General features: G+C 71.0%; 20 protein-coding genes and 1 riboswitch. Of the genes, 18 read left to right on the top strand and 2 right to left on the bottom strand.

The features are described 5' to 3' along the window. Positions 1 to 2: 2 nt before the first annotated feature. The gene (locus ACIBG8_RS10160; RefSeq protein ID WP_397342303.1) at positions 3 to 1,184 is read right to left on the bottom strand and encodes an acyl-CoA dehydrogenase family protein; all 1,182 of its coding nucleotides are present in this window, start codon (positions 1,182 to 1,184) and stop codon (positions 3 to 5) included. Between the two features lie 10 nt (positions 1,185 to 1,194). Next, complete coding sequence (locus tag ACIBG8_RS10155; protein WP_397342302.1) at positions 1,195 to 1,785, bottom strand: class I SAM-dependent methyltransferase; 591 nt, start codon at positions 1,783 to 1,785, stop codon at positions 1,195 to 1,197. Between the two features lie 128 nt (positions 1,786 to 1,913). On the opposite strand from ACIBG8_RS10155, the gene ACIBG8_RS10150 reads away from it, so the two are divergent. From ACIBG8_RS10150 to ACIBG8_RS10065, 18 genes are all read left to right on the top strand, one after another. Further along, positions 1,914 to 3,506, top strand: a complete 1,593-nt coding sequence (locus ACIBG8_RS10150; protein ID WP_397342301.1) for a sensor histidine kinase — start codon at positions 1,914 to 1,916, stop codon at positions 3,504 to 3,506. Next, entirely contained in the window at positions 3,503 to 4,171 is a 669-nt protein-coding gene (locus ACIBG8_RS10145; RefSeq protein ID WP_397342300.1) for a response regulator, read from the top strand. The genes ACIBG8_RS10150 and ACIBG8_RS10145 overlap by 4 nt, the downstream gene beginning before the upstream one ends. Positions 4,172 to 4,485: 314 nt before the next feature. Beyond that, positions 4,486 to 5,376: an alpha/beta hydrolase gene (locus ACIBG8_RS10140; protein WP_397342299.1), complete on the top strand. Its 891-nt coding sequence runs from the start codon at positions 4,486 to 4,488 to the stop codon at positions 5,374 to 5,376. Beyond that, on the top strand, positions 5,376 to 7,088 hold the full coding sequence (locus tag ACIBG8_RS10135; protein WP_397343920.1) for an ABC transporter ATP-binding protein: 1,713 nt from the start codon (positions 5,376 to 5,378) through the stop codon (positions 7,086 to 7,088). The genes ACIBG8_RS10140 and ACIBG8_RS10135 overlap by 1 nt, the downstream gene beginning before the upstream one ends. Then, positions 7,085 to 8,800 carry an ABC transporter ATP-binding protein gene (locus tag ACIBG8_RS10130; protein WP_397342298.1) on the top strand — a complete coding sequence of 572 codons (1,716 nt, stop codon included), beginning with the start codon at positions 7,085 to 7,087 and terminating at the stop codon, positions 8,798 to 8,800. Before ACIBG8_RS10135 ends, ACIBG8_RS10130 begins: the two co-directional genes overlap by 4 nt. 482 nt (positions 8,801 to 9,282) lie before the next feature. Next, positions 9,283 to 9,723, top strand: a complete 441-nt coding sequence (locus tag ACIBG8_RS10125) for a hypothetical protein (RefSeq protein ID WP_397342297.1) — start codon at positions 9,283 to 9,285, stop codon at positions 9,721 to 9,723. 9 nt (positions 9,724 to 9,732) lie between these two features. After that, entirely contained in the window at positions 9,733 to 10,320 is a 588-nt protein-coding gene (locus ACIBG8_RS10120) for a phosphoribosylanthranilate isomerase (RefSeq protein ID WP_397342296.1), read from the top strand. A gap of 276 nt (positions 10,321 to 10,596) precedes the next feature. Beyond that, positions 10,597 to 11,181 carry a CDP-alcohol phosphatidyltransferase family protein gene (locus ACIBG8_RS10115; RefSeq protein ID WP_397342294.1) on the top strand — a complete coding sequence of 195 codons (585 nt, stop codon included), beginning with the start codon at positions 10,597 to 10,599 and terminating at the stop codon, positions 11,179 to 11,181. Positions 11,182 to 11,185: 4 nt separating this feature from the next. Then, the gene (locus tag ACIBG8_RS10110) at positions 11,186 to 13,681 is read left to right on the top strand and encodes a sugar phosphate nucleotidyltransferase (RefSeq protein ID WP_397342293.1); all 2,496 of its coding nucleotides are present in this window, start codon (positions 11,186 to 11,188) and stop codon (positions 13,679 to 13,681) included. 205 nt (positions 13,682 to 13,886) lie between these two features. Next, positions 13,887 to 14,390 (top strand): FHA domain-containing protein, encoded by a 504-nt coding sequence (locus tag ACIBG8_RS10105; RefSeq protein ID WP_397342292.1) that lies wholly within the window; start codon positions 13,887 to 13,889, stop codon positions 14,388 to 14,390. A 32-nt stretch (positions 14,391 to 14,422) separates the two neighbouring features. Continuing rightward, positions 14,423 to 15,049, top strand: a complete 627-nt coding sequence (locus ACIBG8_RS10100) for a MerR family transcriptional regulator (RefSeq protein ID WP_397342291.1) — start codon at positions 14,423 to 14,425, stop codon at positions 15,047 to 15,049. A 411-nt stretch (positions 15,050 to 15,460) separates the two neighbouring features. Then, a complete protein-coding gene (locus ACIBG8_RS10095) occupies positions 15,461 to 15,931 on the top strand; it encodes a bifunctional nuclease family protein (RefSeq protein ID WP_397342290.1) in 471 nt (156 codons plus the stop codon). Positions 15,932 to 16,111: 180 nt separating this feature from the next. Then, on the top strand, positions 16,112 to 16,732 hold the full coding sequence (locus ACIBG8_RS10090) for a MerR family transcriptional regulator (RefSeq protein WP_397342289.1): 621 nt from the start codon (positions 16,112 to 16,114) through the stop codon (positions 16,730 to 16,732). Between the two features lie 14 nt (positions 16,733 to 16,746). After that, positions 16,747 to 16,840, top strand: a riboswitch (glycine riboswitch). Between the two features lie 160 nt (positions 16,841 to 17,000). Next, positions 17,001 to 19,859, top strand: a complete 2,859-nt coding sequence (gene gcvP, locus ACIBG8_RS10085; protein ID WP_397342288.1) for an aminomethyl-transferring glycine dehydrogenase — start codon at positions 17,001 to 17,003, stop codon at positions 19,857 to 19,859. Positions 19,860 to 19,944: 85 nt separating this feature from the next. Continuing rightward, positions 19,945 to 20,742 carry a tetratricopeptide repeat protein gene (locus ACIBG8_RS10080; protein WP_397342287.1) on the top strand — a complete coding sequence of 266 codons (798 nt, stop codon included), beginning with the start codon at positions 19,945 to 19,947 and terminating at the stop codon, positions 20,740 to 20,742. Positions 20,743 to 20,989: 247 nt separating this feature from the next. Beyond that, the gene (locus tag ACIBG8_RS10075) at positions 20,990 to 21,343 is read left to right on the top strand and encodes a hypothetical protein (protein ID WP_397342286.1); all 354 of its coding nucleotides are present in this window, start codon (positions 20,990 to 20,992) and stop codon (positions 21,341 to 21,343) included. 16 nt (positions 21,344 to 21,359) lie between these two features. Continuing rightward, a complete protein-coding gene (locus tag ACIBG8_RS10070) occupies positions 21,360 to 21,761 on the top strand; it encodes a hypothetical protein (protein ID WP_397342285.1) in 402 nt (133 codons plus the stop codon). A 104-nt stretch (positions 21,762 to 21,865) separates the two neighbouring features. Further along, complete coding sequence (locus tag ACIBG8_RS10065) at positions 21,866 to 23,506, top strand: SulP family inorganic anion transporter (RefSeq protein WP_397342284.1); 1,641 nt, start codon at positions 21,866 to 21,868, stop codon at positions 23,504 to 23,506. Positions 23,507 to 23,521 lie beyond the last annotated feature (15 nt).

Here is a 23,521-nt window from a genome sequence, read left to right as displayed (position 1 = left end):
GCTCAGAAGCTCCTGGGCAGGCCGAGTACCTGCGTGGCCAGGTAGTTGAGCAGCAGCTCCTCGGTCACCGGCGCCACCCGGCCGATGCGGGCGTCGGCCAGCAGCCTGGCCACCGGGTACTCCAGCGAGTACGCCATCCCGCCATGCGTCTGGAACGCCGCGTCGGCCGCCTCCCACGCCGCCTGGGAGGCGGTCAGCTTGGCGATGTTGGCCTCCGTGCCGCACGGCAACTGCCGGTCGAACGACCACGCCGCCTTGAACAACATCAGCCTGGCCAGCTCGATCTTGGCCTTGACCTGTGCCAGCGGGAACGCGATGGCCTGGTTGGCGCCGATCGCCCGGCCGAACACCTCGCGTTCCTTGGCGTAGTCGACCGCCACCTTCAGCGCCACCTCGGCCCCGCCCAGCGCGCTGGCCGCCAGCAGGATGCGCTCGGGGTTGAGGATGTCCCACAACACGACCGCGCCCTGGTCGACCTCGCCGACGACGCTCGTGGCCGGAAGGCGCAGGTCGTCGATGAAGACCATGTTCGACGGCGTGGTGTTGGCGCCCATCTTCGGGATCGGGCGGAACGACAGCGCCCCGGACGCGATCGCCTCGGGCACGTTGACCAGGAACACGGTCATGCCGTTGGTGCGCGGTTTGGCCTCGGCCGCCGGGATCGTCCTGGTGACCAGCAACATCCAGGTGGCGCGCTGCACGCCGGTGATCCAGATCTTCTGCCCGTTGACCACGTAGTCGGAGCCGTCCTTGCGCGCGCTCGTGGTGATGGCCAGCGAGTTCGACCCGGCGTCCGGCTCGGTCAGCGCGAAACACGTCTCCGCCTCGCCCGTGGCCAGCTTCGGCAGCAGCTCCGCCTTCTGCTCCGCCGTACCATGCCTGGCCAGGGTCAAGGCGCCGAACCCGGGGGTCAGGACGTAGGTGAAGGCCGACCCTCCCGCCGCGCCGGAGGCCGACAGCGTCAGCGTCGCCACGGCCAGCTCCAGCAACCCCTGACCGCCGCCCCCGTACTCCTCGGGTACGGCAAGGCCGAGCCAGCCGCCCTTGGCCAGCTCCGCCCAGACCTCCTCCGGCCAGCGTTTGTCGGCCTCGCAACGCTGCCAGTAGTCCATGTCGTAGCGGGCACAGATGTCGCCGACGCCGTTCTGCACGGCCAGGGCGCTCTCAGGAAGGGTGAAGTCCACCCGCCAGACACTAACTTCTGGGCCGCCGCGCGTGGAAGACGAAGGCGGGGGGAGGGTTGCGCCACACCGTCCTCCCGGGCACGACCTCCTCGAACCGCGACGCCAGCAGCTCCCTGAACCGCCGCGCGGGCGGCAGCGGGATCGCGTGGATGTAGGAGAACGTGGTGAACGCCCCCACCGGGCTCAGCACCGACGTCACCGCGTCCATCAGCCGCAACTGCAGCTCCCGCGGGAAGGCCGCCCACGGCAACCCGCTCACCACCGCGTCAGCGTGGCTCAACCCCCGCTCGGCCAGCAGCTCGGGCAACCTGGCCGCGTCGTCGCACACCACATCAGCACTGGGAAACCGGTCGGACAGCAACGTGGCCAGCCGTTCGTTCAACTCCACGGCCAGGTGGTGACCGCGCCCGCCCAGCCTGCGCTGGATCTCGGCCGTGAACGGGCCGGTCCCCGGGCCCAGCTCCACGATCACCGGGTCGCCGCGCTCGGGCACCGGCGCGCACACCACCTCGGCCAGCCGTTGCGAGCTGGGGGCAAGCGCGCCGATCGTGGCGGGAGAGCGCACGAACTGGCCGAAGAACAAGGCTGAGTCACTCGTCATGGCACGAGCGTATGGCGATCATGAAGTGCTCCATCTCCGCCTCAGGGACGGAGTTGCGGCCACTAGGAGGAGGCGCCTTCCTCCTTGCGGAGGATCGATCCCCGCGGCGGTCTGGATACCTTTGACCCATGCGATGGCGTGGTCAGGCTGTGGACGTCCTGCTGGTGGTGGCTGCCATCGGCCTGGACGTCATGACCACGTGGCACACCTGGGGCACCGTCTCGGCGCCGGTCGTGGTCTGCGCCGGGTTCTCCGTGCTGGCCGGGACGCCCATGGGGTTCGTACGGCAGTGGCCGGTGCCCGTGGCGGTCTACCTGGCCGGGCTGCTCGTCGTGACCGACCAGCTCAGCGCCTTCACCGCCAACACCGTGCAGATCCTGCTCATGGTCGCGCTCGGCGTGGTCGCCTACAAGGCCCGCCCGCTGGCCGTACTCGGCGCGGCGGCACTCGGCGCGGTGGCCACCGGGTTCAACCTGGCCGATCCGGGGATCGCGTTCACCTCCAACGGGTGGTGGTACTCCGTCGGCGCCGCCGTACTGCCCGTCCTCGTCGGCGGCTACCTGCGCGGCCCTGCGGGACGCATCACCGAGCGGGACATCACCCCCGACGTGCTGCTGGCCGGGGGCGGCGTCGCCCTGACCGTCCTGGACACCTGGACGGACTGGCACAACTCGGGCCTGCCGGTGTGGGTCATCGGGTCGCTGGTCGTCACCGCCGGCCTCGCGCTCGGCGTCGCCAGGCGCTTCCCCGGGCTGGTGTTCGTGCTGCAGGCGGCGTTCATGCTGCTGGCCAACCAGTACTTCGAGGACGCCACCTCCACCTGCGTGATGCTGATGCTCATCGCCACCGGCGTGTTCGCCCTGCGCGTCGCGTCCTGGCTCTGGACGGTCGCCGTCTACTTCGTCGCCGTCCTCGTCGTCGCGATCGGCATCGTCGGGCCGGGCACCGAGGTGCAGCCGATGCGCGTCGTCGTGCTCATGACGCTCGTCGTCGCCCCCGTCGCCATCGGCCGCTACCTCCAGGCGCGGCAGGCGGCAGGCGAGGCTGAACGGCTGCGCGTACGCGAGTCGCAGCGCCTCGCCCTCGCCCAGGTGCGCGCCGACCAGCTCGCCGAGCGCGAACGCATCGCCCGCGAGGTGCACGACATCGTCGCCCACCACGTCGGCGCCATGGTCCTGCGCGCCTCCGCCGCGCGCTACGCCGAACCCGACGGGCCGTCGGCGCAGGCGCTCACCGACATCCGCGACACCGGCCACCAGGCGCTGGAGGACCTGCGTGGCCTGCTCGACCTGCTCCGCGACCCCGACAAGCGGCCCGACCTGCTCGCCGACCCGGCCGACGTGGTGCGCGAGTCCGCCGAACGCATGAGCGCGGCGGGGCTGCTCGTCGAGCTCGACGTCGACCCCCAGGTGGACCAGGCCCCGCTCGTGGCCCGCGCGTCCGCCACCAGGATCATCCAGGAAGGTCTCACCAACGTGCTCAAACACGCGGGCCCCGGCACCCAGGTGCGGGTCAGCCTCACCACCGCCCCCGACGGGCTGGCCGTCGAGGTGCGCAACGGGCGTCCGCCCACGGCGTGGCGCAGCCTGCCGTCCTCAGGGCAGGGGCTGCGCGGGATGCGCGAACGCACCCGCGCCCTCGGCGGCACCCTCACCTGCGGGCCGTCGGAGGACGGCGGGTGGCTGCTCAGCGTCCTGCTGCCCATCAGGGGGACGGCGTGATCCGCGTCGTGGTGGCCGACGACCAGGCCCTGGTGCGGGCTGGGGTCCGCATGCTGCTGCAGGCCAGCGGGGACATGGAGGTCGTGGGGGAGGCCGAGGACGGGGCCGAGGCGGTACGGCTGGCCGAGCTGCACGTGCCGGACGTCATCCTCATGGACCTGCGGATGCCGCGGGTGGACGGGGTGGAGGCGATCCGGCGGGTGCTGTCGTCGCGGCCGGGGGCGCGGATCGTGGTGCTGACGACCTTTGCCGAGGACGCGGACGTGTATGCGGCGTTGCGGGCTGGGGCGATCGGGTTCCTGGTGAAGGACGACGAGCCTGAGCGGATGGTGGAGGCGGTACGGCGGGCGGCTGCGGGGGAGCAGCTGCTGGCGCCATCCGTGTTGCGGCGGGTGGTGGAGCGTGCGCTGGACGCCCAGGCTCATGCGGACCTGCCTACTCCGGCGGGGTTGACGGAGCGGGAGCTGGACGTGCTGGCGTTGCTGGGGACGGGGTTGTCGAACGCGGAGATCGCCGACGAGCTGCACATCGGGGTGACGACGGTGAAGACGCACGTGGCGGGGGTGATGGACAAGCTGGGTCTGCGCAACCGCATCCAGGCGGCGGTGGTGGCCCACCGGGTGGGCTTGGTGGACGCCGCCTTCAAAACCGTCCGCAGAGACTAACCCCCAACCCCCAACCCCCAACCCCCAACCCCCAACCCCCAACCCCCAACCCCCAACCCCCAACCCCCAACCCCGCTTCCCCTCATCCGCCGTCGTCGCCCGCCTGCCCACCCTCCGCCCGCCCACCCTCCCGCCCCCGGTCCTGCTGTGGCGGGCGACCTCTGGCAGTGCCCGTCCGTGCGTGGCGAGGCGGCGGCGCCGAGCGCTTCGCCCTGACAGGAAGGGGGTCAGTCCGCCGATCGGTGCGTCTTCGGGGTGGTATGTGCGGCGGATGGCGGGTGATCGGTGGGGCGCTGGTCGTGAGGATCGGGGGCATGAATCCTGAACTCGAAGCGTTCATCCCGTTCTTCCCCAAGGCCGACCTCTCCGACCCGGTCGTCGCGCGTAAGAACCTCGCCGCGCTCGCCGCCGCGATTCCTCCCCCCGACACCACCGGCCTCCAGATCGAAGATCGTATGGTGGCCCCCAACGTGCCGGTGCGGCTTTGTCGGCCGCGGCAGGCGCAGGGGGCCATTGTCTGGCTGCACGGTGGCGGTTACGTCATGGGTGATCTGGACACCGAGCATCCCTGGGCCACCCGCCTCGCCGATGCCGCCGGGGCGCTGGTCGTCTCCGTGGGTTACCGGCTGGCGCCTGAGGAGCGGTTTCCGGCCGCGCTCGACGACGGCTACGCCGCCCTCGCCTGGACGGCGGAGCACGCGGCCGAGCTCGGCGTCGACCCCGCGCGGATCGCGGTCGGCGGCCACGGCGCCGGAGCGGGGCTCGCCGCCGCCGTCGCGCTCAAGGCGCGCGACGAGCACGGCCCGCGGATCCGGTTCCAGCTGCTCAACCAGCCCGGCCTCGACGACCGGCAGGACACCTGGTCGGCGCGCGCCTTCACGGAAACGCCGTTCATGACCCGCGACAAGGTCACCGACCTGTGGCGGCACTACCTGGGCGACACCCCGGCCGAGCCGTACGCGGCCCCCATGAGGGCGGACGACCTGTCCGGCCTGCCGCCCGCCTACATCGCCACCGCCGAGTTCGACCCGAACCGCGACGAGGCCCTCGCCTACGGCCTGCGCCTCCTGCAGGCCGGCGTGCCGGTCGAGCTGCACCAGTGGGCGGGCACCTTCCACGGGTCGCAGGCGATCCTGTCCGCCGGGGTGTCGCAGCGGCAGAACGCCGAAGCCGCAGCCGCCCTGCGCCGCGCCCTGGCCCTGTGATGGAGGCGCTTCGCCCCTACCGCTGGAGCCTGGCCGCCGTCGTCCTCCTCCAGGTCGTCGGCGGGGTCGCGGGCCTGGCGCCGCTGCTGGCGGTCGTGGAGCTGGGCCGTACGCTGCTGTCTCCAGGACCGGTCGACCACGGCCACGTCTGGGCGGTCGTGCTCGCGGGTGCGGGCGGGCTGGCCGTACGGCTCGTCTTCACCGCCACCTCTTCGGGCATCGGGCACATCGTCGACGACCGGGTGCAGCTCGCCTTCCGCAGGCAGCTCGCCGAGCAGCTGGGGAAGGTGCCGATCGGCTGGTTCTCCCGGCGCAGGACCGGCGAGCTGGCGAGCGTGCTGGGCCAGGACGTGAGCGCGGTGCACCCGCTCATCGCGCACACGCCGGGCGAGTTCGTGTCCGCCGTCGTGGTGCCGGTGGTGTCGCTGGTCTACCTGTTCTCCGTCGACTGGCGGCTCACGCTGATCACGGCGATTCCGGTGGTGCTGGGCCTGGCGCTCGTCCCGCTCATGATGACCCCGGCCAGGCAGCAGAACCAGGTGGAGCTGGACGCGTCCATGGGGCGGATCTCGAGCTCGGTGGTCGAGTTCGTGCAGGGGATCGCGGTGGTCAAGGCGTTCGGCGGGGGCGAGCGGGCGCACGCCAGGTTCCTGACCGCAGCCGACGAGTTCGTCGACTTCTTCCGCCGATGGGTGCTCGGCGTCGCGGGCATCGCCGCCGCGCTCGGGCTGGTGTTGTCGCCGCCGTTCGTGCTGCTGGCCGTACTCGCCGGAGGGACCGCGCTGATCACGTCCGGGTCGCTGGCCCCGGCGGACCTGCTGCCGTTCCTGCTGCTCGGGCTGGCGCTGACCGCCCCGATGGAGGTGCTCGGCCACGGCCTGGACGACCTGCAGGCGGCCGGGCGCGCGGTCGGGCGGATCAGGGAGCTGCTGCGGGTGCGGCCGCTGCCCGAGCCCGAGCGGCCGGTCGCGCCGCAGGGGCACCGGGTGGAGCTGCGCGGCGTGCGCTTCGGGTACGAGGACGACCACGAGGTGCTGCGCGGGATCGACCTCGTCCTCGTGCCCGGTACGGTCACCGCCGTCGTGGGGCCGTCGGGCAGCGGGAAGTCCACCCTCGCGCAACTGCTGCCGCGCTTCTTCGACCCGACCGGAGGCTCCGTCCTGCTCGGCGGCGTCGACCTGCGCGAGCTCGGCAGCCGCGAGCTCTACCGCACGGTGTCCTTCGTCTTCCAGGACGTTCGCCTGCTGCGTACATCGATCGCGGACAACATCGCGCTGGCCGTACCCCACGCCGACCTCGACGACGTGATCCGCGCCGCCCGGCTGGCCAACATCCACGAGCGCATCCTCGAACTGCCGCGCGGCTACGACTCAGTCATCGGGGAGGACGCCGGGCTGTCGGGCGGCGAGGCGCAGCGCATCTCGCTGGCCCGCGCGCTGCTCGCCGACGCGCCCATCCTCGTGCTCGACGAGGCGACGGCGTTCGCCGACCCGCACACCGAACAAGCGGTGCGCCGGGCGCTCGCCACGCTGCCCGGCGATCGCACCCTGCTGGTCATCGCCCACCGCCTGGAGACGGTCGCCGAAGCCGACACCGTCGTGGTCCTGGACGACGGGACGATCGCCGAGCGCGGCAAGCCTGCCGACCTTCTCGCACAGAACGGGCAGTTCGCCGCGTTCTGGCGATCGCACTTCGGAGAGGACCCCCGATGATCCGGATGCTGCTCCACGTTCTGGGGCCCGAGTACGGCAGGCCGATGCGGCGCACCGTGGCCCTGATGACGATCACCGCCGTGGCCGAGGGGCTGTCCTACGCGCTGCTGGTCCCCGTCCTGCGCGCTCTTTTCGGGAACGCGCCGTCCGACGCCTGGCCCTGGCTGGCCGGATTCGGCGCAGCCGTCGCGGTCTACGCCGCTCTGCGCTATGCCAGCGATCTGACCGGGTTCCGGGTCGGGGCGGCGCTGCTCAAGGGGGTGTATCACCGGTTCGGTGACCATCTGGCCCGGTTGCCGCTCGGCTGGTTCACCGCCGGGCGCGTCGGCGAGGTGTCCGTCCTGGCCAGCCGTGGCGTCCTGATGGCGATGAGCGTGTCGGCGCACTTCCTGGCGCCCTTCATCTCCGCCAGCGTGACGCCCGTGACGATCGTGGCCGTGATGCTCGCCTACAACTGGCAGCTCGGGCTGGCCGCCCTGGTCGCCGCGCCGGTCGTGGCCTGGATCCAGGTCTGGACGGCGCGCTCGATGGCCGCCACCGACGCCGACCGCACGCTGCGCGGCGACGAGGCGGCCGGGAGGGTGATCGAGTACCTGCAGGCCCAGCCGGTGTTGCGGGTCGGCGGGCGTACGGCGGAGCGGTTCCGGCTGCTCGACGACTCGCTGGCCGAGCTCCAGCGTGCCTCCCGGCGGTCCCTGGTGACCGCTCTGCCAGGGATGCTGGGGTTGACGCTGACCGTGCAGGCGATGTTCACCGGGTTGCTCGTGCTGGGGTCGTACCTGGCGCTCGGCGGGGACGTCGGCGCGGCCGAGGTGCTGGCGATCCTGGTGCTGGCCGCGCGGTGCGCCGATCCGCTGCTGTCGCTGTCGGAGGTGGGCGGGAAGCTGCGGGCGGCGCGCTTCGAGCTGGGGCGGCTCGACGCGGTGCTGCGGACGCCGCCGCTGCCCGAGGCCGTCTCTCCGGTGGCGCCGGTCGGGCGTGACCTGTCGTTCGAGGGCGTCTCGTTCCGCCACGGGGACCGTACGGTGCTGGACGGGGTGTCGCTGGCGGTGCCCTCGGGGCAGCGGCTGGCGGTCGTGGGGCCGTCGGGGGCGGGCAAGAGCACGTTGCTGCAGCTGGTGGCGCGGTTCTACGACGCCTCCGCCGGGGTGGTGCGGGTGGGGGGCGTGGACGTGCGTTCCGTGCGCACGGAGGTGCTGATGGACCACCTCGCCATCGTCTTCCAGGACGTTTACCTCTTCGACGGGACGATCGAGGACAACGTACGGCTCGGCCGTCCCGATGCGACCTCGGCCGAGGTGCGGGCGGCGGCTGCGGCGGCGCGGCTGGACGAGGTGGTCGAACGCCTGCCCGGCGGGTGGGTCACGCCGGTCGGGGAGGGCGGCACGTTGCTCTCTGGCGGGGAGCGGCAGCGCGTGTCCATCGCGCGGGCGTTGCTGAAGGACGCGCCGATCGTGTTGCTGGACGAGGTGACGTCGGCGCTGGACCCGATCAACGAGGCGGCGGTGCAGGAGGGGGTGGACCGGTTGATGGCGGGGCGGACGGTGGTGATCGTCGCCCACCGCCTGCGCACCGTGCAGCGGGCCGACCGCGTGGTCTTCCTGGACGGCGGCCGGGTGGTGGAGGAGGGGACGCACGACGCCCTCGTGAACAGCGGCGGCCGCTACGCCGACTACTGGACCACCACCATGACCCCGGCCACCACCGACTGACCCACCCCAGCCTCACGCCGTGCGAGGCAGCTCTCCTGAGCTTTCCCAACCTGATGAAGGCGGCAGTGGAGCATGCTCCACGCCCTCACCGCTGGTCGCTGGCTTCCGTCGCACGATGGGCAGATCTCGATCTGTCCTTCGGGCAGCCTGGTGGTTGTCGTGCTCGGACTCCAGGCCGATGGCGACGTCATGGCTCGAGGGAAAGGGGCGCTTCTGGGGTCGGTCGGCGATCGTGCAGGTTGTCACAGGTCGGCGCGGGAGCGGGCTGGCATGAGAAGGGGCCTGTCTTGATCAGCAACTGTCACCGCAGGACCCGCACGGACGGAACTGCCAGAGGTCGCTCGCCACAGCGGGAGCAGGGGCGGCGGGGGTGTGGGGTGGTCCGCCGGGAGGGGGATCGGGGGTCGTTCGGGAGGTGGACGACCGGGAAGGGCGGGCGCGGAGACGATGTGATCCTCATCAAACGAGGAAGGACACATCGAATGAACGTCATGGCCGAGGCCGCGCCTGTTCGTTCCGGCCGGGTGGCTGCCGGGCTGGTCTACACCCTGCGGATCCTGGTCACCGCGCACGCCGTGGCCATCATCGTCGCCGCCTCCTTCGCCGGACAGGCGCTGGTCTACGACGACAACTTCACCATCGTCCCCGACGGCGCCCGGGCCGAGACCCACGTCATGATCGGCCTGGTGGCCCACGTGATCGGCCTGCTCCAGCTCCTCGCCGCCATCCTCCTCTGGCGGCCAGGACGCGGCGCGGGGTGGCCCGCCCTGGCCAGCCTCGGGCTGCTGCTGCTCGGGATCGCCCAGCACTTCCTGCTCATGATCGGGCTCGGCGCGCACGTCCCGAACGGCGTCGCCCTCTTCGGGCTTACCGTGATCATGCTGGTGTGGGTGTGGTCGCCGCGGGCGGCCATGCGCAGATAATCTGGGCCCGTGTACGTCAAGATCTGCGGTCTCAGCGAGGAACAGCACGTCGAAGCGGCAGTCGAAGGGGGCGCCGACGCCATCGGGTTCGTCATGACGGCCAGCCCGCGCTGGGTCTCGCCCGCGCGGGCCGCCGAGCTGGCCGCCCTGGTGCCGCCGCACGTGCTGACGGTCGGCGTCTTCAAGGGCGAGACCCCTGAGGAGGTACGGCAGGCGACGCTGGAGTCGGGGATGCGCGGCATCCAGCTGCACGGCGCCTACCCGGCCGAGGCGTTCGCGGCGCTCAGGGACCTGGTGGGGACGCTGGTGCGCGCCGGGGGGTCGGACGTCGACCTGCGTGCCGGGGCGCTGGGGGAGGACCTGCTCATCATCGACGCGCCGCGGCCCGGGTCGGGGGAGGCGTGGGACTGGTCGGCGGTGCGGGGCCGGGCCAGTGGGTCCTGGTTGCTGGCGGGGGGGTTGACACCGGGCAACGTGCGCGACGCGATCGCGGCGGCTCGGCCGTGGGGGGTGGATGTGTCCAGCGGGGTGGAGACGGCTCCGGGCAAGAAGGACTCGGCGCTCATCCAGGCCTTTCTCAGGAACGCCAAGGCCTGACCTCCGACCCACCACTTCAGGGGCTTTCGCCATCTTGGGGTGCACGACTCTTTGGGGTGAACGTCCCTTTAGGGGGCCGCCCCTTAGGGGCACCTCCCTATGGGGGCCTACACCCTCCTTTGGGGATTTGCCCCCATCGAGGGGCATGGAGGGCGCGGGTGTGAGGGGGTGCGGGCCGTACAGGCAGAGGGTTGCCTGCCGTGCAAGCGGCCCGGGGTGGAAGGACGGTGCGAGCCGTACGGGAGGTTGAACAGAACCGGGCAGTAGGGTCAAGGCGTGAGCGAAACTTCCGCCGAGGACCGGATCTGGACGGTTCCGAACCTGCTGAGCTTCCTGCGCCTCCTAGGCGTTCCTGTGTTCCTCTGGCTGGTTCTGGGCCCCAAGGCCGATGGATGGGCGATCGCTCTGCTGTTCGTCGCGGGCTTCACCGACTGGCTCGACGGCAAGATCGCCCGCGCCTGGAACCAGACCTCCAAGCTCGGCCGCATCATCGACCCCGCCGCCGACAAGCTGTACGTCGCCGCCACCATCGTCGGCCTCCTGCTGCGCGACGTCATCCCCTGGTGGCTCGTGGCGATCATCGCCGCACGCGAACTCTTCGTCGTGAGTTTCTTCCCCGTCCTCCGCAAATACGGCTATAAGGCATTGCCCGTGCATTTCCTGGGCAAGGCGGCCATGGCCAACCTCATGTACGCCTTCCCGCTGCTGTTCCTCGCCTCCCACCCCGGCGCCTGGTACACCGATATCTCGCTCATCGTCGGCTGGGCGTTCGCCATCTGGGGAACGGGGCTGTACTGGTGGGCAGGGTTGCTGTATGTGGTACAGGTGCGCCAGCTCGTCACCGCGGCCAAGAAGGGGTGATCCGTTGAAGGCGGTCGTCATGGCGGGCGGGGAGGGTACTCGGCTGCGTCCGATGACCGCCAACCAGCCCAAACCCCTCCTGCCCGTGGTCAACCGCCCCATCATGGAACACGTCCTGAGGCTGCTGAAGAAGCACGGCCTCACCGAGACCGTGGTCACCGTGCAGTTCCTGGCGGCCCTGGTGCGCAACTACTTCGGCGACGGCGACGAGCTCGGCATGCGCCTGCACTACGCCACCGAGGACCTTCCCCTGGGTACGGCCGGCAGCGTCAAGAACGCCGCGGACAAACTGCGCGACGACCGCTTCCTGGTCATCTCCGGCGACGCCCTCACCGACATCGACTTATCGGCGATGATCCGCTTCCACCGGGAGAACTCCGCCCTCGTCACCGTCGGGCTGAAACGCGTCCCCAACCCGCTCGAGTTCGGCATCGTCATCGTCGACGACGAGGGACGCATCCAGCGCTTCCTGGAGAAACCCACCTGGGGCCAGGTCTTCTCCGACACCGTCAACACCGGCATCTACGTCATGGAGCCCGAGGTCCTCGACGAGGTCCCGGCGGGCGAGGCGGTCGACTGGTCGGCCGACGTCTTCCCCCGCCTCCTGGAGCGCGGCGCCCCCCTCTACGGCTACGTCGCCGACGGCTACTGGGAGGACGTCGGCACCCACGAGAGCTACCTCAAGGCCCAGGCCGACGCCCTGTCCGGCCGCGTCCAGGTGGACATCGGCGGCTTCGAGCTCTCCCCGGGCGTCTGGGTCGCCGAGACCGCCACCGTCGACCCCGACGCGGTGCTCAAGGGCCCCCTGCTCATCGGCGACTACGCCAAGGTCGAGGCGGGCGCCGAATTGCGCGAGTTCACCGTGCTCGGCGCCAACGCCGTCGTCCGCGAGGGCGCTTTCCTGCACCGCGCCGTCGTCCACGACAACGTCTACCTCGGACCAGGCACGCACCTGCGCGGCTGCGTCATCGGCAAGAGCACCGACGTGATGACCGGCGCCCGCATCGAGGAGAACGCCGTCATCGGCGACGAGTGCATCATCGAGTCCGAGGCCTACGTCTCCAGCGGCGTCAAGATCTACCCCTTCAAGACCATCGAGGCCGGGGCGGTCGTCAACACCAGCGTCATCTGGGAGTCGCGCGGCCAGCGCAGCCTGTTCGGCCCGCGCGGGGTCAGCGGCCTGGTCAACGTCGAGATCACGCCAGAGCTGTGCGTACGGCTGGCCAGCGCGTACGCCACCACCCTGAAGAAGGGCGCCTCCGTCGTCACCTCGCGCGACTCCTCGCGCGCCGCCAGCGCGCTCAAGCGAGCCGTGATCAGCGCCCTGACGGCCAGCGCCATCAACGTCATCGACCTGGAGGCCACGCCGCTGCCCGTGGCCCGCTTCCACACCTCGCGCAAACCCGCCTCGGGCGGCATCTCCCTGCGCACGGCCGCGGGCGACCCGCAGAGCGTCGACATCGTCTTCATGGGCGAGCAGGGCGCCGAGCTGGCCCCCGCCGCCCGGCGCAAGCTTGAGCGCGTCTTCTCCCGCCAGGAGTTCCGCCGCGCCTTCCCCGGCGAGATTGCCGAGCTCAGCTACCCGGCCAGAGCCGTTGAGGACTACGCCAACGAGCTGCTGCGCCGCGTCGACGTGAGCGGGGCGGGCGAGCTCAAGGTCGTCGTCGACTGCGCGGGAGGCACTTCCTCGCTGGTCCTGCCGATCCTGCTGGGCCGGGTCGGCGTGGAGGTGCTGACCGTCAACGCCCGTGTGGACGAGGCCTCGCCCACCGAGACCTTCGCCGAGCGCAGGCGCGACCTGCAGCGCCTGTCCGAGCTCGTCAGCACCTCCAGGGCGCACTTCGGAGTGCGGTTCGACCCGGTCGGCGAGCGGCTCGCCCTGGTGGACGAGATGGGCCAGCTGATCAGCGAGGAACGCGCCCTGCTCGTCGTCCTCGACCTCGTCGCGGCTGAACGGCGGGGCGGACGGGTGGCGCTGCCCGTCACCACCACCCGGGTCGCCGAGCAGGTGTGCCGCTTCCACGGTGTGCAGGTGCAGTGGACCTCCACCGCGCTCGACGCCCTCACCTCCGCCGCGACCGGCCGCGACATGATCTTCGCTGCGGACGGCAGGGGCGGCTTCATCGTGCCGGAGTTCGCCTCCACGATCGACGGGCTGGCCGCGTTCATGCGCCTGCTCGGGCTGGTGTCACGCACCCGGCTGTCGCTGAGCCAGATCGACGCGAGGATCCCCGAGGCCAAACTGCTGAAGCGGGCCGTACCCACTCCTTGGGCGGCCAAGGGCGCGGTCATGCGGTCGGTCATCGAGGCGGCCGAGGGGTCGCGGGTGGAGACGACCGACGGGGTACGGGTGATCACGGACGAGGGCTGGGTGCTGATCATACCGGCGGCGTCCGAGCCCGTGACCGATCTGTGGGCCGAGGGGCAGGACGTCGACGCCGCCCAGACGTTGCTGGAAAGGTGGGCCCGCGTCGTGGAGCAAGCGGCTGGAACGCCGTGACAGAACACCGGTAGGATCAACAAGCGCGGCGGCGTAGACCCGGGGTGCGGGCAGCGGTAACTTTGTCACCGTCCGAACACTGTCGTCCAGCGCCCCGCCTTGACCTTCGCTGCTCATCCGCGTATGTTGCGACATTCGCAACTTGAGAAGCACAAGAAGCGAGACGCCGTTGCCGCGTCCTCGCGGTAGGAGGCCGAGCCGATCGATGCCGAGCGTCTACTGCACGCAGTGCGGGCATGCCAATCCCGAGGATGCCCGTTTCTGTTCCCGTTGCGGGTCACCACTGACCAGGGGCGAGGTCGCGGGGGACACCACCTCGACGATCTCCGTCGCGGGAATCGAGGCGTACGAAGCGGAGACGGGTGAGACGCTGCTCGCCGAGCGGGCGGCCGTCGAGAACCTGCCCCCTGGCACGGCTCTGCTCATCGTCATGCGCGGTCCCAACGCGGGCAGCAGGTTCCTGCTCGACAAGGACCTGACGACCACGGGCCGCCACCCGGAGAGCGACATCTTCCTCGACGACATCACCGTCTCGCGGCGGCACGTCGAGTTCTACCGGCACCCGGGCGGCCTGTTCTCCGTACGCGACGTGGGCAGCCTCAACGGCACCTACGTCAACAGGGAGCGCATCGAAGAGGTCCCGCTGCACGCGGGCGACGAGGTCCAGATCGGGAAGTTCCGCCTCGTCTTCCTCATGCGGGGCGCTTGACCGGTATGGGTGCTCAGGTAGCACGCTCGCACATGAGCATCGGGGAGGTGCTCGCCCTGCTCCAGGGCGAGTTCCCCGACGTCACCATCTCCAAGATCCGCTTCTTGGAGGGCGAGGGCCTCATCGAGCCGGAGCGCAGCCCCTCCGGCTACCGCAAGTTCACCCACATGCACGTGGAGCAACTGCGCTTCATCCTCACCGAGCAACGCGACCACTACCTGCCGCTCCGGGTCATCAAGGACAAGATGACCGAGGCGCTGGGGCGGCCGCGCGCCCTCCAGGAGCCCCATGAGGTACGGCTGAGCCGTGCCGAGCTGCTGGAGGCGGCGGGGCTGGAGGAGGAGACGCTCAGCGAGCTCGAGGACTACGGCCTGCTGCCGTCGGGGGCCCGGCGCTATGACGCCGAGGCGCTGGCGGTGGCGCGCAGCGTGGGGGCGCTTGCCAAGTTCGGGCTGCACGCCCGGCATCTGCGCGCGGTCAAGGCGGCGGCGGAGCGGGAGTGCGGGCTGGTGGAGCAGACGGTGGCGCCGATCCTCAAGCGCCGGGCCCCTGGGGCGATCGGGGAGGCGGACGAGGTCGCCAGGGAGCTGTCGGGGCTGCTGCTGGAGCTGCATGCTTCTCTCGTGCGTACGGGCGTCAGAAACGTCCTGGGCGGCTGACCACCCACCCTCAGGCGTCCTTGGGGCGTTGACCACCGCTCGCAGGCGCGCCTGACGATTGCCCTGGTGGCGTGGTGCCGCCCTATGTGGTCACCTGGCCTCCCAACGCGGGCAAGGACCGCTCGGTGCGCTGACCGCATGAGGACGTGTGCCTGTGGCCCGCAGAAGGCGGTGGGGCGCATCCGTCGGCATCCCACACGCGGGCGCGGCCCGTGGATACGGCGGGCGGCCAAGGGGTTCGTGCCCGTGAGAGGGCGGCGGCCAAGGGTGTGAGCGGGAGGTCCACGGGGCTGGGCGGGAGCTGGCGAAGCGGGGGTTCCGGGCGGATGACCGTCCGGCGGGACATTCCAGGCCCCCCGGGTGTTACGTTGAATTGCGTAAGACCGGTCACCAGCGAATTCGGAGCAGCCCGTGTTGCAGATGGAGGTTGTGGGCGTTCGGGTGGAAATGCCCACAAATCAGCCGATCGTCTTGCTCAAGGAGGCGCAGGGGGAGCGGTTTCTTCCCATCTGGATTGGCATGACCGAAGCGACCGCCATCGCGCTCGCCCAAGCGGAGGAGCCGCCCCCGAGGCCGCTCACCCACGATCTTTTCCGCGACGTCCTCAGCGCCCTCGGCGTAGGACTCAGAGCCGTCAACATCGTGGCTCTGCGTGACGGCATCTTCTTCGCCGATCTCGTCTTCTCCAACGGCGTGGAGGTGTCCGCAAGGCCCTCCGATTCCATCGCTCTGGCTCTCCGCACCGGCGCGCGGATCTACGCCAGCGAGGAGGTCGTCCAGGAGGCCGGGGTCATCATCCCCGATGACCAGGAAGACGAGGTGGAGAAGTTCAGGGAGTTCCTTGACAACATCACGCCAGAGGACTTCGGGCGGGCGGGGTAAGGGTCTGGATAGGGGTTCCCCGGACGGGGTATCTATTTCGGAGCATTTACGCTTCACGACGCGCCGGGCGGGATCGTTGACTGCGGATGGTCACGGTCCTACGGTGCAAGTGAAACTCGTGGTCGCGCTTTTACGAACCCCCAGATCAGGCCACGGGATGAGAGAAAGCCGGAGGTCCGCGTGGCGGTCAGCAGCGGCGAGGGAAAGACGGCCGGCCAGGAAGACCCGGTACGGCGCGAGAGTGCGCGCCAGCGTGCCGGTGAGCAGGGCCTGCTCTTCGACCAGCAGCCTTCGACTCTTCCAGGCGACATCGGCTATCGCGGCCCGACGGCCTGTGCGGCGGCGGGCATCACCTACAGGCAGCTCGACTACTGGGCGCGCACCGGCCTGGTGGAGCCCACGATAAGAGCAGCGCAAGGCTCAGGTTCGCAGCGGCTCTACAGCTTCCGCGACATCCTGGTGCTCAAGGTCGTCAAGCGGCTCCTCGATACCGGGGTGTCGCTGCAACAGATACGCGCGGCCGTACAACATCTGCGTGATCGCGGGGTGGCCGACCTCGCGCAGATCACGCTCATGAGCGACGGTGTCAGCGTCTACGAGTGCACCTCGGCCGACGAGGTCATCGACCTGCTGCAGGGCGGGCAGGGCGTGTTCGGGATCGCGCTGGGCAGGGTCTGGCGCGAGGTCGAGGGATCGCTCGCGGAGCTGCCGGGGGAACCGGTGGCGGTCGAGGACGAGGTCCCGGCCGACCACCCCGCTGACGAGCTGGCCCAGCGCCGCCGCGCGCGCCGGATCGGCTAGGCTTAGTACGCTGACGACCCCGTGCGGGAGAGTCTCCGGTCCAGGCCGGAGCGCCGAAGGAGCAACCCTCCCCGGAATCTCTCAGGCAACCGGTACCGCTCGGACGAGGCAACTCTGGAAAGCAGGCGCACCAGCCAGGCGCGCCTCACCGAAGGTGCAAGCCCCCGCGTGCGGGGGTGAAGCTCTCAGGTCCAGATGACAGAGGGGGAGACCTTGGCATACGCCTACGCCTCGGCGTCGGTCTCCACAGCCTCAGGAGGCTTCCCTTATGAGCGACCTGTCATCCCCGTCTTTCGCGACGCGTCATATCGGCCCTTCCGATGACGAGCAGCAGCGCATGCTGGAGGCGGTGGGTTTCGAGTCCGTCGCCGATCTGGTGGCCGTGGCCGTCCCGGAGGCGATCAGAGCCAAGGACCAGCTGAAGCTGCCGCCGGCGGCCAGCGAGGTCGAGGCGATCGCCGAGCTGCGCGCCCTGGCCGACCGCAACAAGGTCATGACCTCGATGATCGGCCTGGGCTACTACGACACGATCACCCCCGCGGTGATCAGGCGCAACCTGCTGGAGAACCCGGGCTGGTACACCGCCTACACGCCCTACCAGCCGGAGATCTCGCAGGGCCGCCTCGAGGCGCTGCTCAACTTCCAGACCGTGATCTCCGACCTGACGGGTCTCGACGTCGCCGGGGCCTCCCTGCTGGACGAGAGTACGGCCGCGGCCGAGGCGATGACGCTGGCGCGCCGCTCCTCCAAGGTGAAGTCCGACGTCTTCGTCGTCGACAACGACGCGCTGCCGCAGACCAAGGCCGTGCTGGCCACCCGGGCCAAGCCGCTGGGCATCTCGCTGGTCTTCGCCGACCTGGCCAAGGACCTGCCCGAGTGTTTCGGTGTGCTGGTGCAGTACCCCGGCGCCTCCGGCCGCGTCTTCGACTTCTCGCCGCTGGCCGCCCGCGCCCACGAGGCGGGCGCCGTGGTCGTGGCGGCCGCCGACCTCCTGGCGCTGACCGTCATCGCCTCGCCGGGTTCGCTCGGCGCCGACATCGCGATCGGCACCTCGCAGCGGTTCGGCGTGCCGTTCGGGTTCGGCGGCCCGCACGCCGCCTTCATGGCGGTCAAGGAGGGCCTGCAGCGGCAGATGCCCGGCCGCCTGGTCGGCGTGTCCGTCGACGCCGACGGCGACCCGGCCTACCGGCTGGCCCTGCAGACGCGCGAGCAGCACATCCGCCGCGAGAAGGCCACGAGCAACATCTGCACCGCGCAGGTGCTGCTGGCCGTCATCGCCGGCATGTACGCCGTCTACCACGGGCCCGAGGGGCTGCGCCGCATCGCCCAGCGCACCCACGCACGCGCGGCCGTCCTGGCCCTCGGCCTGTCCTCCAGCGGCATCCCGGTCACCGAGCACTTCTTCGACACGGTGACCGCCTCCGTGCCAGGCAAGGCCGCCCAGGTCGTCGCCGAGGCAGCGGCGCTCGGGATCAACCTGTGGCAGGTCGACGACGACCGGGTCACCGTCGCCTGCGACGAGAAGACGACCACGGGCGACGTGGCGCGCGTTCTCGGCGCGTTCGGCTCGGCGCTGGGGCGCGAGGTCGTCGGCCGCGACGAGCTCGACACGTTCGTGACCCGCGAGGACGTGACGGCGCTGCCGTCCGGGCTGGAGCGCGAGACCGACTACCTGACCCACCCCGTCTTCCACACCCACCGCTCCGAGACCTCCATGCTGCGCTACCTGCGCAGGCTGCAGGACAAGGACATCGCGCTCGACCGCTCGATGATCCCGCTCGGCTCGTGCACGATGAAGCTCAACGCGACCACGGAGATGGAGCCCATCACCTGGCCCGAGTTCGCCGCGATCCACCCCTTCGCGCCGATCGAGCAGGCCGCCGGATACGTGGAGCTCGTCGAGACGCTGGAGGGCTGGCTGGCCGAGGTGACCGGCTACGACGCGGTCTCCATCCAGCCGAACGCCGGCTCGCAGGGCGAGTTCGCCGGGCTGCTGGCCATCGCCGCCTACCACGAGGCCAACGGCCACGCCGAGCGCACCGTCTGCCTGATCCCGTCCTCGGCGCACGGCACCAACGCCGCCAGCGCCGTCATGGCCGGGATGCGCGTGGTCGTGGTGGCCTGCGACGACGACGGCAACGTCGACCTCGCCGACCTCGACGCCAAGATCGACAAGCACCGCGACTCGCTGGCCGCGATCATGGTGACCTACCCGTCGACGCACGGCGTCTACGAGGAGACCATCACCGAGATCTGCGCCAAGGTGCACGAGGCGGGCGGCCAGGTCTACGTCGACGGCGCCAACCTCAACGCCCTGGTCGGGCTCGCGAAGCCGGGCGAGTTCGGTGCCGACGTGTCGCACCTCAACCTGCACAAGACGTTCTGCATCCCGCACGGCGGCGGCGGTCCCGGCGTCGGCCCGGTGGCCGTCCGCGCGCACCTGGCGGAGTTCCTGCCCGGCCACCCGCTGCACAACGGCTCTCCGGTGGGTCCCGTCTCGGCAGCGCCGTACGGCTCGGCCGGGATCCTCCCGATCTCCTGGGCGTACGTCAGGATGATGGGCGGCGACGGGCTCAAGGCGGCCACCGAGCAGGCGATCCTGTCGGCCAACTACCTGGCGCGCAGGCTCGCCCCGCACTACCCGGTGCTCTACACCGGGCGCGGCGGGCTGGTGGCGCACGAGTGCATCGTCGACCTGCGCCAGATCACCAAGGAGACCGGCGTGACCGTGGACGACGTGGCCAAGCGCCTCATCGACTACGGCTTCCACGCGCCGACCATGTCCTTCCCCGTCGCGGGGACGCTCATGATCGAGCCGACCGAGAGCGAGGACCTCGCCGAGCTCGACCGCTTCGTCGAGGCCATGGTGGCCATCCGCGCGGAGATCACCAAGGTCGGCGACGGGTCCTACGACAAGGTGGACAACCCGCTGCGCAACGCCCCGCACACGGCCGAGTCGCTGGTGGCCGACGAGTGGACGCACCCCTACTCGCGCACCGAGGCCGCCTACCCGGTGCACGGGCTGCGCGACGGCAAGTACTTCTCGCCGGTGCGCCGCATCGACCAGGCGTACGGCGACCGCAACCTGGTGTGCTCCTGCCCGCCGCTGGAGGCCTACGAGGACTGACCGCTCGATGCGGTTACCGGCATGTTGGGAGACGTGATCGCCCCGAGTCGTTAGGCTCGGGGCGATCGCCTTTGAAGGAGCCTTCTTGTCGCCCTCAGACCTCGACACCTCCCCGCTCGACACCGCCAGGCGCCTGGCGGAGAGTGGCGACCTCGGCGCAGCGGCCGCGATCCTGGCCGAGCTGGCCGCCGATCCGGACGCCCCTGACCGGGCGCAGGCGGCCGTGGGGCTGGCGGTGGTGCTGGAGGAGAGCGGCGACGTCGACGGCGCCCGCGCCGCGGCGCGCACCGCGCTGGCCACCGGGCACCCGGAGTTCGCAGCCCAGGCGGCGTGCCACCTGGCGCAGGGGTTCGAGCGCGAGGACAAGGACGAGCAGGCGCGCGGCGCTTGGCAGGCCGTCATCGGGCTCGGCACCGACGCCTACCAGCCGCTGGCGCACCTGGCGCTGGCGCGGCTGGCGCTGCGCGTGGACGAGCTGGAGGAGGCGGCGCAGGAGCTGCGCGCGGTCATCGACACGGGCGATCCGGCGCTGGCGCCTGAGGCGGCGCAGCAGCTCGCGGAGCTGCTGCTGGAGCTCGGGCACCCGGGGGAGGCGGCCGACGCTCTGGTCGTGGCGCTGGAGGTCGCTGAGGGGGTTTCTGCCGCGCGTCTGCGGGTGCAGCTGGGGATCGCGCATCTGGAGCTGGCGTGCGCGGAGTTCGCCGGGGCGGTGGAGGAGGGGCAGGACGCTGAGACGGTGGCGCTGGCCATCGAGCTGCTGGCCCGTACGCTGCCGTTGAGGGGGCGGCCCGAGGACGCCGAGCACGTGTGGGCGTACGGGCTCGACCACGCGGACGAGACCCTCGCGGCCCACGTCCGCAATCGCTACGCCCGCGAGACCTGACCCCTGGCGGGCCACCGTACAGCAGGCACTGTCGGCTGTGGCTCAGGTCCTTTTGAGGCTGCCCCGCGAGGCGGGTCTCGACGTGAGTGGCGGCCCTCGACCCCCAGGCGCGACGGCCGCGCCGCGCTCTTGTCGCCCTGCCGATTCGGCGTCGCCCGAATCGTTGATCTTCAGGCTGGGCTTGGAGAGTGTGGCGGGCGTGAAACTACGCGATCTTGCGAGGTATGCGGTTTCGGCTACTGCGCTCATGGCCAGTGCCCCGATCGCCCTGGCGGTTACCGCCGCGCCCGCGCATGCCGACAACCCGTGCGCCGTGGCCGGCACGGCCTCCTACTACTACCACCCCATCCCCAACTCCGATCGGGTCACCGTCTACGCCCAGGCGCACATCGACAGGAACCCCTGCGGCCGCGACTACCGGGCCTACATCGTCTGTGACAACGGGAGGGGCACCAATTGGCGGTACGGCCCGGAGGGCAGGGTCTCCGGCGACCATCCGAACGCCTGGAGCACCACCCAGGACTGCCCCGACGGCTACTGGGGGCGGCAGAAGGGCTACCAGGTGTACGCCGCCGGCCAGTGGGTCACCTTCCCCCAATAACCGAACGAGGATGGGCATGAAGCTTCGTACGATCACCGGCGGTCTCGTGGCCGCCGTCGCACTCGCCGCGGGCTCGTCAGCCGGGATGGTGATGACCACGACCGCCGCGCGTGCCGACAACCCCTGCGCGGTGTCCGGTACGGCCTCCTACTACTGGCATGGAGACCCGAGCAACCCCTTCAACCGCCAGCGCTACGCGCAGGCCCACATGGACAGGAACCCGTGCCGCCTGCCGTTCCGCGCCTACATCGTGTGCGACGGGGGAGGGGGGACGAACTGGAGGTACGGCGGGGAGGAGAACGGCTCGGGCGACTACCGCGCCTGGAGCACCACCAGCGACTGCGACTACTTCTTCGACGGGCGGCAGAAGGGCTACCAGGTCTTCGTGAACGGCCAGTGGGTCACCTTCCCCCGCTGACGTAAGCAGGACGCCTCGGCACCATACACATCATCATTTGAAGAATTATGCAATTTGCAACATGATGAGGTGCAGAGGTGTAGGCCGGGACGCGGGGAGTGCGAGTGAGTAAGGCGTTGACGCGGCTGCCGCAGTTGTTGCCGCGCACGTCGGACTGGGCGCCCGCGTCCCGCCGCGACCTGCTGGCCGGGGTGACTGTGGCCATCGTGGCGCTGCCCCTGGCGCTTGCCTTCGGGGCGAGTTCCGGCTTGGGCGCCCAGGCCGGGCTGGTCACCGCGGTCGTGGCCGGGGTGCTGGCCGCGGTGTTCGGCGGCAGCAACCTGCAGGTGTCCGGGCCGACCGGGGCGATGACCGTGGTCCTGGTGCCGATCATGCACCAGTACGGCGTGCGCGGCGTGCTGATGGTCGGGCTGCTCGCCGGGTTCGTGCTCATCGTGCTGGCCGTGGCCAGGGTCGGGCGGTTCGCCACGTTCATGCCCACCCCGGTCATCGAGGGGTTCACCGCGGGCATCGCCGTGGTGATCGCCCTGCAGCAGTTTCCCGCGGCGCTCGGCGTCACCGGCGCCGGCGGCGAGCGGGTGTGGCAGGTCGCCCTGAACGCGCTGGCCGCCTACGCGCGGGATCCCGACCCCGTGCCGGTGCTGATGGCGCTGGGTGTGGCGGCGCTGATGCTGGCCGGCGCCCGGTGGCGGCCCGGCGTGCCGTTCTCGCTGATCGGTGTGGTCGTGGCGACGGCGGTCGCCGAGCTTGCCGCCCTGGACACCGCGCGCATCGGGACGCTGCCGTCCACCCTGCCCGCCCCCTCGCTGGGCTTCCTGGAGGTCGGGGCGCTGGCGGGGCTGCTGCCGTCGGCTCTGGCGGTGGCGGCGCTGGCCGCGCTGGAGAGCCTGCTGTGCGCCTCGGTCGCCGACGCGATGAGCGTGAGCGAGAAGCACGACCCCGACCGGGAGCTGTTCGGGCAGGGCGTGGCCAACCTCGTGGTGCCGCTGTTCGGCGGCGTGCCCGCCACCGCCGCGATCGCCAGGACCGCGGTCAACGTGCGCTCCGGCGCCCGCTCCCGGCTGGCGGCCCTCACCCACGCCGTGGTGCTCGCCGGGATCGTGCTGGCCGCCTCCGGGCTGGTCGGGCGGATCCCGCTGGCTGCCCTGGCCGGGGTGCTGCTGGCCACCACGGTCCGCATGGTCGAGGTCGGCTCGCTGCTCGCGATCGCCCGCTCCACCCGCTCCGACGCGCTGGTGATGGCGCTGACGTTCGCCGTCACGGTCGCCCTGGACCTGGTCACCGCTGTCGCGGTCGGCATCGGCGTGGCCGTCGTGCTGGCGCTGCGTACGGTGGCCCGCACGGTCCGCCTCGAACAGGTCCCGCTGGAGACCGACGACCACAGCCAGGAGGAGCGGCTGCTGCTGGCCGAGCACATCGTGGCCTTCCGCTTCGACGGGCCGCTGTTCTTCGCCGCGGCGCACCGGTTCCTGCTGGAGCTGTCCGAGGTCGCCGACGTGCGCGTGGTGATCCTGCGCATGTCGCGGGTCACCACCATCGACGCCACCGGCGCGCAGGTGCTCGGGGACGCCATCACCAGGCTGGAGCGGCGCGGCATCACCGTGCTGCTGTCGGGCATCAAGCCCACGCACGACCAGGTGCTGGGCGCTCTGGGCGTCGCCGAGCACCTGCGCCGCGACGGCCTGATCTTCCCCGACACCCCCGCCGCCATCGCCCACGCCCGCGGCCTGCTCACCGTGAGCTGAGACCCGGCGGCGCGG

This window comes from Nonomuraea sp. NPDC050556 (assembly GCF_044457355.1).
Taxonomy (GTDB): domain Bacteria; phylum Actinomycetota; class Actinomycetes; order Streptosporangiales; family Streptosporangiaceae; genus Nonomuraea.
The sequence above is the reverse complement of the archived record's forward strand: the minus strand, read 5'-3'. Positions and strand labels throughout refer to the sequence as shown.